Genomic DNA, 12856 nt, shown 5'->3' with positions numbered 1-12856 from the left:
GCACGCCGCCGTCGGCCCACGTGCGCGTCCCCGCCTCACCCGCACCATCGCAGAAGTTGCAGAAAGACGGTGACGGCGGACGACTCAGCGACACGACGCCTCGCTCCCTCCAGCTGCCGGGCCGGCTCCGACGCCGGGCGCAGCCGGCTCCAGGCAGCCGTCCACACCCGCGCCGCAACCGCAGGCGCGACGCAGGCACCGCTCGTGGCACTGATATCGCCGCCGGTCACCGGGAACCACCAAGGAGTCCTCATGACCGACCAGCACCCCACCACCCCCGATCAGGCCGCCCCCCAGAGCGCCGATCCGATCCCCTCCCCCACCAGTCCGGCTGGGTGGCGCTTCGAGACCAAGCAGGTCCAGGCCGGGCACGACCCGATGTCCGAACCCGCCCACGCTCGGGCCATCCCGATCTACCAGACCTCCTCCTACGTCTTCGAGTCGGCCGAGCAGGCGGCCGCCCGCTTCGCCCTGAGCGACCTGGGCCCGATCTACACGCGCCTGACCAACCCCACCAATGACATCGTCGAGCAGCGGATCGCGGCGCTGGAGGGCGGCGTCGGGGCGCTGCTGACGTCGTCGGGGCAGGCGGCCACGACCCTCGCCCTCGTGACGCTGGGCGGGGCAGGCGACAACATCGTGGCCTCCCCCTCCCTGTACGGCGGCACCACGAACCTGCTCACCCACACCCTGCCGCGGCTGGGCATCGAGGCACGCTTCGTGGACGACCCGAGCGACCCGGCCGCCTGGGCGGCGCTGGCCGACGAGCGCACCATCGCCTTCTTCGGGGAGACGATCCCCAACCCGCGCGGCGACATCCTCGACATCGAGGCGATCTCGGCGGCCGCGCACGAGCTGGGCATCCCGCTGGTCGTGGACAACACGGTGGCCTCGCCGTTCCTGACCCGCCCCTTCGAGTGGGGCGCCGACATCGTGGTGGCCTCGGCGACGAAGTTCCTGGGCGGGCACGGCTCATCCGTGGCGGGCGTGATCGTGGACTCGGGCAGCTTCGACTTCGCAGCCCAGCCCGAGCGCTTCCCGGGCTTCAACACACCCGACGAGTCCTACCACGGCCTGGTCTACGCCCGGGACCTGGGGGTGGGCAGCCCGCTGGGCGCGAACCTGGCCTTCATCCTCAAGGCGCGCGCCGAGGGCCAGCGCGACCTCGGCTTCGCGCTGGCGCCGCACTCGGCCTTCCTCATCGCCCAGGGCATCGAGACGCTCTCGCTGCGCATGGAGCGGCACGTGGACAACGCCCTGGCGGTGGCCACGTGGCTCGAGGGGCGCGACGACGTCGCCTCGGTGCGTTACTCAGGGCTCACCTCAAGCCCTTACTACGAGCTGCACCGCAAGTACTGCCCACGCGGGGCGGGCTCGATCGTCACCTTCGACCTGGCCGGCGGGCGTGAGGCGGGGGCGGCCTTTATCGATGCCCTGAGTCTGTTCTCCAACTTGGCCAACATCGGGGACGTGCGCTCGCTGGCGATCCACCCGGCCACCACGACGCACTCCCAGCTCGACGACGCCGGCTTGGCCGCGGCCGGGATCAGCGCCGGGACCGTGCGCCTGAGCGTGGGGATCGAGCACATCGACGACATCCTGGCCGACCTCGAGCGAGGCCTGGCCGCGGCTCGGGCCGTCGGGGCGGGCGACGCGAGCGCGGCGGCCGGGGCCTGAGGCGGCATGCCATGAGTGCGACCACGTCCTCCTCCTACCCCGTCTCCAGCGGCAGTACCGAGACTGAGCCGGCCGCCTTCGGCGTGGGGACGGCCTCCTCCAAGCTGGTGGACCGCAAGGCCGGCTCCCCCACGGGCGCCTGGAGGCCCGGCGACGAGCCGGGGCGCCGTCGGTTCCTGGAGATCGGGGACCTGCCGCTGGAGTCCGGGGAGGTCCTGCCGAACACGGTCCTGGCCTTCGAGACCTGGGGGGAGCTGAGTCCGCAGCGCGACAACGCGGTCCTCGTACTGCATGCGCTGACCGGCGACTCCCACGTCACCGGTGAGGCGGGGCCCGGGCACCCGACGCCGGGCTGGTGGTCGGACCTGGTCGGGCCCGGGCGGGCCATCGACACCGAGCGCTACTTCGTGGTGGCGGCCAACATCCTGGGCGGCTGCCAGGGCTCGACGGGCCCGTCGTCGACGGCGCCGGACGGGCGCCCCTGGGGGTCGCGCTTCCCGTGGCTGACCACGCGCGACGCCGTCGAGGCCGAGTCGCGCCTGGCCGACGCCCTGGGGATCGAGGTCTTCCACCTGGTCATCGGGGCGTCGCTGGGCGGGCACCGGGCGATCGAGTGGGGGGTCACCCACCCGCAGCGGGTGCGCAACCTGGCGCTGGTGGCCACGGGCGCCTCGACGACCGCCGACCAGCTGGCCTGGTGTCACCTGCAGGAGCTGGCGATCGTGGCCGACCCCTTCTTCTTCGACGGCGACTACTACTCCCACTCGGTGGGGCCGGTGCGGGGGCTCGGCCTGGCGCGGGCTCTGGCACACACGACCTACCGCAGTGCCGCCGAGCTGGATGAGCGTTTCGGGCGGCGTCACCAGGGCGAGGAAGACCCGGCGGTGGGCGGGCGCTACCAGGTGGAGTCCTACCTGGACTATCACGCCGGCAAGCTGCTGGCGCGATTCGACGCCAACACCTACCTCATCGTCACCCACTCGATGATGGTGCACGACGTCGGCACGGGACGCGGCGGCATCGAGGCGGCGCTGGCGACCGTGCAGGCGCGCACGCTCGTCGTGGATGTGGACTCCGACCGGCTCTTCCTGCCCGCCCAGGCCGAGGAGCTGGCCGAGGGCATCCCCGGCGCGAGGCGCGAGACGATCAGATCCCTGCACGGGCATGACGGCTTCCTCATTGAGGCCGAGCAGATGGACACCATCCTGCGCGACTTCCTGGCCGAGGCTCCCTGATATCTCAGACCGGCCACCCAAAAGGCGCCTGAAGTGCTCGGCGGGCAGCACTGCGCGTCCACCCTGATCACGACCCGAATATACCTCCACACCCAAGAGATCCAAGTTCAGATACATTAAACAACGAGTTTCAAGAAATTCGCACCGACTCCTGCCATCGCGGCACAACTGAGGGGGAAACGGAAGTGAAGTCAAATACAACTGCCGGAAAAACGCTTCCCTTAATTGTCGCATCACTCGCAGTTGGCCTCTCACTCACTCTCAGCGGATGCGGCGCAACCAGCAAAACCAGCGCACCAGCATCCATCACTAGTGCCGCAAAAAGTGACGTTGACGTATGCGACCTTGTGGATGCGCAGCGAATTGAAGAAGTAACCGCCTCCCAACTCACGAAATTCGCCTACGAGCACACCCCGGCCCCCGCTGACCAGCCCCACAACAAAGAGACGACTCTCCCCACTCTTCACTGCAGAATATACTTCCCCGACGATACCGCCTTCTCTAAGATTGAAATCCACTACCAGGGGCGCACCGTAGAGGACTTCGGCGAAGGCGTAGCCACCGTCCCGTTCGACCGAGCCATGCAGAACAAGGAAGTGGAGAGGATTTCTTCCAGCAATGTGGAAGGTCAGGGATTCACTTACGAGAACAACGCTTCGGGACCACTGCTCGCTTGGGGCTACCCCGACGGACATGTCCTGACAATGAGGGTCTCATATGCGGTCCGAGACGGCAAGAATACTGCCGACTTGCGTCAGAACATCCGCATGCTCACTTCCTTATTCGAACTCGTCGGCGATCGCATACCGCAGGTCGCCTCAGGACCGAAGCAGGAATTGACATTCTACCCTGAAGACTCCGACCCCCTACGCGACACAGAATCTCCCTGACCCGAGGGGCGGTGTACACAAAATGGTAGACAGCTCCAAGCCAAGCAGCACGCCCCGAGCCGTCCATTGCCTTGCCAGTGGCTCCCTGGCGGTAGGCGCCGGGAGCCGCGCCAACTGCTGCGAGCACGGGCGCTCTGCTCCCGTCCGTGGATGATCCGGGGGCGAAAGTCGCCTGCGGCAACCGTGCGGATGGTGCCGCTGACCAGGGAAACGACCCACCGCACAACGGCAGAGGCCTCTCACAGGCGTGAGCGCGGGGGCCAGTCGCTCACCCAGCCCCCGCCCCGCACTGGAGGCCGCAGCGGGACTCCGCCCAGGCGTACGACGCCGCCGGCACGGCACCGCCCCGCTTAACCCTGACCCACCGCCGCTCGACACACCACATCGGGGCGCCCTAAATACCACAGAGCGAGCGACAGGCATCCTGCAACTCGCCCGACTTTGCAGAACTGAGATCTTCCGTTACCTTATCGCAAGTCATCTGACATCTGTCGTCAACATTTTTCCTGACGCAGGCAAGGCTGCCTTGCCTTTTAGAACGGAACATCTATGACATCCCACAGTCCCTTCTCCCGGAGGCGCCTGCCCGCCCTCCTGGGTTCCCTGCCGTTGGCCGCCACCGGTCTGATCGCCGCGGCGCCCCCGGTGCACGCCACCCCCACGACTGACGGCCTGGCGGACGTCACCATCACGCAGGTGAATGCCCCCGCCGACGGGCTCTACTCCGTCGGCGACGTCATGACCTTCAACATCACCCTCACCAACACCAGCGGCGAGGCCCACTCCTACGCCCCGGCCTCGACGAACCTGTCCGGGAACGTCTCCAAGTGCCGCTGGCGCAATGTCCCCGCCGGGACGACCAAGACCGACTGCTCCGGTCTGGCCACGCACACGGTGACCGCCGAGGACCTCAAGGCCGGCGGCTTCACTCCGCAGATCGCCTACGAGGTCAAGGCCGTGGAGTACGCCGGCCCGGCCCTCAGCACCCCGGAGACGATCAGCGGTGCGACGAGCCCGGTCAAGCCCACCTCGCTGCGGGTCGAGTCCTTCACGCCGTCGTCGAACCAGGAGACCTACAAGCTGGGCGACACCGTCAGCTACACGGTGCGCATCCGCTCGGTGTCGGACAAGACGATCAACGTCGCCGCCACCGGCTCCTCCTTCGACGACCTGGCCCGCCAGTGCCACTGGGGCAACCTCAAGCCGGGCAACGGTGCGGTCTACAACTGCAAGCCGCTCACCCACACGATCACGCAGGCCGACGTCGACGCCGGCCGGTGGACGCCGTCGATCACCCTGACGGCGACCGGCACCGACGGCACCGCCCTCCAGACGCTCACCGCCACCGGCAACCCGATCAGCGTCGTCGGCAACCACCCGCAGGCCGAGCCCGCCCCGGCGCCCGACGCGAGCACGGACCTTCCGGCCTCGATGAGCCAGGCCCAGCACCTGGCCGCCAACACGGCCACCGACAACTACCGCATCCCAGCGATCACCACCGCCCCCAACGGGGACCTGCTCGTCTCCTACGACGAGCGGCCGAAGGACAACGGCAACGGCGGCAGCGACGCCCCCAACCCGAACCACATCGTCCAGCGCCGCTCCACCGACGGCGGCAAGACCTGGTCGGCGCCCACCTACATCCACCAGGGCACGGAGACCGGCAAGAAGGTCGGATACTCCGACCCGAGCTATGTCGTCGACCACCAGACGGGCACGATCTTCAACTTCCACGTCAAGTCCTACGACCAGGGCTGGGGCGGCTCGCGCGCCGGCACCGACCCTGAGAACCGGGGCATCATCCAGGCGGAGGTGTCGACCTCCACGGACAACGGCTGGACCTGGACGCACCGCACGATCACCGCGGACATCACGAAGGACAACCCCTGGACCGCGCGTTTCGCGGCCTCGGGCCAGGGCATCCAGATTCAGCACGGCCCTCACGCCGGGCGCCTGGTGCAGCAGTACACGATCAGGACCGCCGGCGGCGCGGTGCAGGCGGTCTCGGTCTACTCCGACGACCACGGGAAGACCTGGCAGGCCGGTCAGCCGACCGGGACCGGCATGGATGAGAACAAGGTCGTTGAGCTCTCCGACGGCTCCCTCATGCTCAACTCGCGCGCCTCGGACGGCTCCGGCTTCCGCAAGGTGGCCCGGTCCACCGACGGCGGGCAGACCTGGAGCGAGCCGGTGTCCGATGAGAACCTGCCCGACTCGGTGGACAACGCCCAGATCATCCGGGCCTTCCCGAACGCCGCCCCCGACGACCCGCGCGCCAAGGTGCTGCTGCTGAGCCACTCGCCGAACCCGCGACCGTGGTCGCGTGACCGCGGCACCATCTCAATGTCCTGCGACGACGGCGCCTCCTGGACGACCAGCAAGGTCTTCCACGAGCCCTTCGTCGGCTACACGACGATCGCGGTGCAGTCCGACGGCAGCATCGGCCTGCTCAGTGAGGACGCCAGTGAGGGAGCGAGCTACGGAGGCATCTGGTACCGCAGCTTCACAATGAACTGGCTCGGCGAGCAGTGCGGCCAGAAGCAGCCGGAGCCGAGCCCGGCCCCGTCGCCGACGCCGTCGGCCGCGCCGAGTGCTGAGCCCACACCGCCCCCTACGCCGTCCTCTGCGCCCGAGCCGAGCGCCGCACCTGAGCCGAGCAGCGCCCCGGCGCCGGAGCCCACGACTGCCCCGAGCGCTGAGCCCACGCCGGCCCCTGAGCCGTCCTCTGCGCCTGAACCGAGCGCTGCGCCTGCACCGGAGACGTCATCCGCTCCGGCGACCGAGCCGACGCAGACCCCGACGGCGGAGCCTTCTGCTGAGCCCACGCAAGCGCCGAGCACGCAGCCCAGTGCTGCGCCGTCGGAGAATCCGGCTCCACAGCCGAGCTCGGCTCCCGCGCCGGGCGCGACGGGTCGGGCGCCGTCAGTGGTGACCCCGAGGGCGACCGCGGTGCCGACGCAGTCGGGGCGGCCGACGTCGAGTGCGAGCCCGGCACCGAGCCGGAACGCGGCGGCGACGTCGAAGCCGGGCATGGAGCCCGATGAGATTGATCGGCCGACTGACGGCACCATGGCGCAGCCGACCGGTGGCGCCAGTGCGCCGAGCGCTTCGCCGACGCACGCGGCGAAGACCGGGCGCAGCCTGTCTCGGACGGGGGCCAACGCGCTGCTTGTCCTGGGCCTTGCGGGTGTCGCGGTTGTCGGCGGGTACCTCCTTCTGCGGGCTCGTCGCACGAAGAACTGAACACGCGATGAGCCGGCTCGACCCGGCTCTGAGCACTGACTGAGGGGTGGGGCACCGGCGCGTCCCACCCCTCACTGCGTGTTTCCGCACCAATAAGGCCGTTCTCAGACTGCCCACAACAAGTATCCCGTTCATGGGACGAGCGATTAATTGACTTGTAGGATAACAACAATCGCAGAGCACCTTCTGCGTGACGATACGACGACTCCAGGCGAGCGCTCACAAGATGCGCACGTGCTGGCAACACAAGGGGGCGACGCCAAGAATAAATCAGATTCCAACCGTAAATACCACTCGTGTATCTTGTAGGAGGAGAACAATGAACCCTTTGACACGACGTTCACTGATCACCACCCTCGGACTGGGCGCCGGAGCCACAGCCGCAGGTCTACTCGCACCCACCACAGCGTTCGCAAGCACTCCATCACGTTCCTTCAGCACTCTGATCTTCGATGAGCAGTTCACGGATGGCTCAGATTTCAGCACCGCACGGTGGCGGGAGAAGGAACCTAAGGGCGACACGTACACGGACTACGACTGGGGCGTCATCACGCATGACACCCACAGCGTGAGTGGCGGAGCGGGCCACCTGTTCTGGCGCAAGCGCTCAACTCCCAAGACCGGCTGGCAGAACAGGTACGACAAGGGCGGAACCGTTCGTCACGTCAACGAGGCATCACTGACCACCGAAGGGCTCTTCTCCTTCGTCTATGGCGCCGTCGAAGTACGAGCGCGCTTCCCTCAGAGCAACCTCGGCCTGTGGGCCGGAATCTGGCTGAGGCCGGACGGGGCCGCGAATGGCGGAGAGATCGATATCGTCGAGACCTACGGGGGCGGCCGGGCCAAAGGAGTCGCTGAGTCGACGGTCCACTTCGACCAGTCCGGGAAGAACAAGAGCGGCAAGGGCATCAGCAACAAGCCGAACTTGAGCGCCTGGCACACCTACCGGATGGAGAAGACTCCGGAACGCATCACGTTCTTCTTCGACAACCAGCGATTCCATGAGGTACTGCGATCCAGCAACCAGCAGGCCTTCGATCGCTGCTTCGGCGCCAACACCCCCTACCACCTTCTCCTCATTACACAGACGGGGAGCCACTACTGGGGGAAGCTGGACGCCAGGAACTTCAAGGAAGCGCAGTTCGACGTCGACTACCTGCAGGTCCACTCCATGGACTAGCCGGTGAATGAGGAGGTGGGGTGCGCCGGCACCCCACCTCCTCGCTGCCGTCCTCCGTCTTCACCCACGACTCACTCGACGTCGAGGGGGCCGTTGATGTGGAGGGTCTCAACGTCGAGGCGCCGGTTGACGTTGAAGGCGGTGGAGTCGTCGATACGGCTGGCGAAGCGCAGGCCGTGTATGCGCTCGCGCAGATGCTCGATAACGGCGAGCCGCAGCGTGCTCTCCGAGCCGCAGTAGACGCGCGCCTCACCCTCTGTGGCCGAATTGAGCACGGACTCGTGGCGACGTCGGTAATCGGCGCGCACCGCCTCGATGGCTGCGGCGTCGTCGACGCCCGCGCGCTCTGCGATGGCATCGAGCTGACTGATGGTGTCGGCGAGGATGTCGGCGAGGGCCTCGGTCTCCTGCGACTCGACTGACTCAGCGGTCTGCGCCCCGGCCGAGGGCTTGGCGTTAGCCCAGCGGACCACGTAGGGCAGGGCGACCCCCTGGATGAGGAGGGACAGGAGAGTCACACCGGCAACGACGAGGATGATGAGGTTGCGTTCGGTGTAGGCGGTGCCGTCGAAGGAGACCGGGATGGACAGTGCCATCGCCAGTGAGATCGCGCCTCGGAAGCCGGCAACCGTGGAGACGATGCGGCCACGGAGATTGGTGCGTCGCAGGCGCTGCTCCGGACGGCGGTCAAGGGCACGGATGGAGTAGATCATGAGGTGCTGCCCGCCGAACCTCCCAGCCACCATAGCGATGTAGATGATGGGGATGAGGATGAGGCCGCGCATGAGATCAGCGCGGGGTAGCTCAGCGACGATACCGGGGAGCTCCACCCCCACCATGACGAAAAGAATGGTGTTGAGGATGTGGGTGAGGATCGTCCAGAACGGGATGCCGAGGACTCGTGAGCCCAGGGACAGGTGCGGGGCAGCGAAGCGGGAGACGACGATTCCGCAGGTGACGACGGCGAGCACGCCTGAGCCGCCAACCTCTTCAGCGAGGAAGAAGGTGACGAACGGGGTGGCCAGGGCGGTGATCGTCGCGAGCATGGGGTCGTCGGTGATGGTGCGGACCCGGATGCCGATCTTCGTGACTACTGCACCGACGAGGACTCCTACACCAGTTCCTCCCCCGAAAGAAAGGAGGAGTTGCTGTGCGACGAGCCCCGCGGTGACACCGGAGGAGTCCTGCGCGGCCTGAAGGGCGATGGCGAAGATGACCAGGGCCGTGCCGTCGTTGAGAAGCGACTCGGCCTGAAGAATGGTGCGGCTATTGGGGTTGATGCCGCGTCCCAGGCTGGAGACGGCGGTGGCATCAGTGGGGCCGAGGCAGGCCCCGATGAGGAGAGCGGCTCCTACGCTCAGCCCAGTGAAGACGCCGATGAGGGTGATGAGGGCAGCCGTGATGGCGACAAGGACCGTGGCGCTGAGGATGATGCCGCGCAGACTTCTCCGCATGCGGTTGAGGGACACTGACAGCGACTCCCAGTACAGGAGGATCGGCAGGAACATCGTGAGCACCACCGTGCTGGGCAGGTACATCTCCTTCCCAACCGGGAGCAGGGCGACGCCCACACCCGCGGCGATGAGAAGTACTGGGGCGATGAGCCTGAACCTGTTGGCGATCGCGTAGGCGATAATCGAGGCGCCAATGAGTGCGACGATCATGTCGATGGTCATGAGGCTGCCGGCTTCCCTTCCTGCACTGAGTCCGAGCTGACTGCGGCCGGCCCGCAGCAGCCGGGCTTGGGACCAGGTCTGACCCAGGTCCGGGCCGGGCGCAGCCTACAGACGCTTCCTTCAGCTCCCCTGGTGATACTCGATTCGCGTATGTGACCTCTGCTCACTTCCGGTGAGGTGAGCTGGCGCGGATCGAGCGCAGGTGGACCCGGCGCCGGTGTAGGCGCCCAGCGGACCTCTGCCCTCACGAACGAGACACCTGGCGGTGTCCAAATCGGTGACAAAGGCCTGGAACGGGGCAGAACCGACAAGAAGAAACCGCACGATTCCAACGTTTCTTCTACCGACCTGGCGACACCGGAGCTCCTTTGTCACCGATTTGGACACCACCACCCTGCGGCGGCCACGCTGATGAGATCAGGAGGCGCGAGACTACGTTCGCAGGCGCCAGGGGGCGATGGGCGTTTTTAGGCGACCGAATCAGCGAGCGACCTCCCGCGAGTTCTCGTACTCGCCGGCGAGCACGAGAGCAACTCAAGGCTCAGAGGCCACATCATGAGTGAGGCAAATGGACGAGGAATCGCACCACAGCTTCAACGTCAGACGAAATTACCCCACTGCCCTTGAATGCCTCCAAGAAACCACTCCCCCATTTATCAAGAAGCCCAAACAGCGACACCAACATTTCTCAACACAAGCAGACCTATGCCTCGAAACTCATTCACGAAGTAAGGCAATCACCCTCCGAACTAAACAAACACGAACACCCTCCCCACACGCAGGCATCCCCGAATCGCAACGAAAACACAGGGTGAAACACTTTTCTAGCAGCCCCAAAGATATCTTTTTCACAACATTTCTATGACATTCTGATAACACCCCCAAAGCTCTCGTCAAGCACACCACAACCCTTGTTCTGAATTTCCTCATCACGATACTATTCACCAGTTACTCACGGTCATCCCCAGACCGCCGATCCCTAGTGAAGAGGATGTATACATGCAGGTTCCTGCCGATCGCAGACGCACCGCGTCTAGGGGGCAGTCGACGGCCGCCTGGCTCGCCCTCCTGACACTGCTTGCGAGCATGATCGTGCCCTTGCAGGCCCAAGCCGCCGTCAACACCGACATCAATCTGTCTGGTCTCGCTCTGGTCAAGTCGGACCGCAGCGGCAACGACTTCCCATCAGAGGGCCTCACGACGCAGGACGTGGCCAAGCTGTCCTACACGTGGGATGCCACCAAGACCACCGTCAACCCGGGGGACTCCTTCTCCATCGACCTCGGCGCTAATTTCAAGAACCTGGAGAACCCGAAAACCGTCCCCCTCAACCTTCCCTACAACGGCACGTCCACCGAGGTGGGTGCGTGCAAGTTGACGGAAAGGACCATGGAGTGCACCTTCGGCGACAAGGTTGAAGAGCTCAAGGCAGCGGGATTCAAGGATTTCAAGGGCTCGGGCCAGGCACTGCTCCTCATCACCCAGGCCACGACGGCCCAGTCAGTGGATATGACCGTCAACGGCAGCCAGAAGGTGAGCGTCCGCCTGCCCGGCGCCGGCGGCATCAAGGGCCCCGCTGCACGGAGCTACACGGCTCTCAAGTTCAGCAAGGTCTCCTCGGTCATCACGTCGGCCTCCTCCACTATGACGTGGGAGGTCAACTTCGGCTCGGACTACATCAAGGAGCAGCTGGCCAAGGGGGACAGCCCGATCGCCTCGGACGGTCAGACCCGTGAGACCATTACCATCACGGATACGCTCGGCTCGGGCATGACCTTCAATGGTGACAAGAACAGGTGGTACCTCGGACTGCGCAACAGCGCCGCCGAGCCCGGCATCTCCGGGGTGTCCCTGACCAGCGCAGCGGGCAAGGACCTGAGCACGAAGTACGGAGACTTCGACCTGGATGTGGACATCCAGGGGCAGGTCGCCACGATCAAGGTGACGGGCCCTTTTGCTCCTGATTCCAACTACAGGATCTCCTACCCGGTGACATTCACTTCCCAGAACGGTAAGGCCATCGCCGGCGCGCAGTACACCAACGCCGCCTCGCTCAACCACTCCGAGGCTCATGGCGAGTTCACCCGTAGCTACGCCGACTCGTTCAAGGTGACCGTGGACATGGCCCCCGGTTTCGGCGGCTTCGAGGTCTCCAAGACCCTGGGCGGTGCGGCCCTGGACGCCGTCGACGTCGCAAACACGACCCTGCCGGTCAAGGTCGATTACGTGCTGCCCGGCCCTGCCAGCGGATACGCCGGTTGGCAGGCCCCGGGTACGCTCAACGCCGATGGTCTTTCCGGCACGGCCGTCCTCAACATCAGTATCGGCAAGACCAACACCTTCCAGGGCACCTTCCCCAAGGGAACCGTCGTCACCCTGTCCGAGGACATCGGCCAGGCCTCTCCCGCTCCTTCGGGGTATGCCTGGGGCAAGCCGGTCTTCGCGGTCGGAAGGACGGAGACCAACACTCTGACGATCGGCGACCGGGTGTCGACCAAGGTGACCCTCAACAACACGGCCGACGTCGCCAAGGCGCCCGGCACCTTCCAGGTGACGAAGACCGTGACGGGTGCGCAGGCCGGTGACAAGGAGTTCACCTTCACCTACACCTGCACCGACGGCACCGAGAGCACACTGAAGGCCAAGGCCAACGGCGAGGCGGTCTCCGGACCGAAGGTCCCCACGGGCACGCAGTGCACCGTCACCGAGGACACCAAGACAGCCGCGATCGACGGCTACACCCTGACGGCCCCCGAGGCCCAGACCATCACCGTCAAGGACCCGGCTGAGCCGGTCGCGACGGCGGCCTTCACGAATTCCTACGTCCGTGACACGGGTACGTTCTCGGTGTCGAAGAGTGTCAAGGGCGACTACGCCCCGCAGGCCGGTGAGACCGTCAAGGTCGGCTACACCTGCAACGACCCCGACAGCACCAAGGGAACACTCGACGTCCCC

General features: G+C 66.1%; 7 protein-coding genes. 6 read left to right on the top strand and 1 reads right to left on the bottom strand.

All coding sequences use genetic code 11. From position 1 onward, the window contains the following. The first annotated feature begins 252 nt into the window (after nucleotides 1–252). The 5 genes from BKH28_RS06985 (at nucleotide 253) to BKH28_RS06965 (ending at nucleotide 8225) form a co-directional block, all read left to right on the top strand. Nucleotides 253–1677: an O-acetylhomoserine aminocarboxypropyltransferase/cysteine synthase family protein gene (locus BKH28_RS06985; protein WP_075418122.1), complete on the top strand. Its 1425-nt coding sequence runs from the start codon at nucleotides 253–255 to the stop codon at nucleotides 1675–1677. 11 nt (nucleotides 1678–1688) lie between these two features. After that, nucleotides 1689–2912 (top strand): homoserine O-acetyltransferase MetX, encoded by a 1224-nt coding sequence (metX, locus tag BKH28_RS06980; protein ID WP_075418121.1) that lies wholly within the window; start codon nucleotides 1689–1691, stop codon nucleotides 2910–2912. A gap of 347 nt (nucleotides 2913–3259) precedes the next feature. Continuing rightward, a complete protein-coding gene (locus BKH28_RS06975; RefSeq protein WP_075418120.1) occupies nucleotides 3260–3802 on the top strand; it encodes a hypothetical protein in 543 nt (180 codons plus the stop codon). A 549-nt stretch (nucleotides 3803–4351) separates the two neighbouring features. Next, complete coding sequence (locus BKH28_RS06970) at nucleotides 4352–7045, top strand: sialidase family protein (protein ID WP_075418119.1); 2694 nt, start codon at nucleotides 4352–4354, stop codon at nucleotides 7043–7045. 319 nt (nucleotides 7046–7364) lie between these two features. Beyond that, nucleotides 7365–8225, top strand: a complete 861-nt coding sequence (locus BKH28_RS06965; protein ID WP_075418118.1) for a glycoside hydrolase family 16 protein — start codon at nucleotides 7365–7367, stop codon at nucleotides 8223–8225. Between the two features lie 71 nt (nucleotides 8226–8296). Here BKH28_RS06965 and BKH28_RS06960 read toward each other — a convergent pair whose 3' ends face one another. Further along, nucleotides 8297–9901: a cation:proton antiporter gene (locus BKH28_RS06960; protein ID WP_075418117.1), complete on the bottom strand. Its 1605-nt coding sequence runs from the start codon at nucleotides 9899–9901 to the stop codon at nucleotides 8297–8299. 999 nt (nucleotides 9902–10900) lie between these two features. On the opposite strand from BKH28_RS06960, the gene BKH28_RS06955 reads away from it, so the two are divergent. Further along, nucleotides 10901–12856: DUF5979 domain-containing protein (locus BKH28_RS06955; protein ID WP_256695523.1), on the top strand; the 1956-nt coding region annotated here is incomplete at its 3' end.

The organism is Actinomyces oris, assembly GCF_001937665.1.
GTDB classification, from domain to species: domain Bacteria; phylum Actinomycetota; class Actinomycetes; order Actinomycetales; family Actinomycetaceae; genus Actinomyces; species Actinomyces stomatis.
The sequence above is the reverse complement of the archived record's forward strand: the minus strand, read 5'-3'. Positions and strand labels throughout refer to the sequence as shown.

What these genes read in the sequence shown, in the direction of transcription:
- BKH28_RS06985 (WP_075418122.1), top strand. Translation starts at nt 253, where the DNA reads ATGACCGACCAGCACCCCACCACCCCCGATCAGGCCGCCCCCCAGAGC.
- metX (WP_075418121.1), top strand. Translation starts at nt 1,689, where the DNA reads ATGAGTGCGACCACGTCCTCCTCCTACCCCGTCTCCAGCGGCAGTACC.
- BKH28_RS06970 (WP_075418119.1), top strand. Translation starts at nt 4,352, where the DNA reads ATGACATCCCACAGTCCCTTCTCCCGGAGGCGCCTGCCCGCCCTCCTG.
- BKH28_RS06965 (WP_075418118.1), top strand. Translation starts at nt 7,365, where the DNA reads ATGAACCCTTTGACACGACGTTCACTGATCACCACCCTCGGACTGGGC.
- BKH28_RS06960 (WP_075418117.1), bottom strand. Translation starts at nt 9,901, where the DNA reads ATGACCATCGACATGATCGTCGCACTCATTGGCGCCTCGATTATCGCC.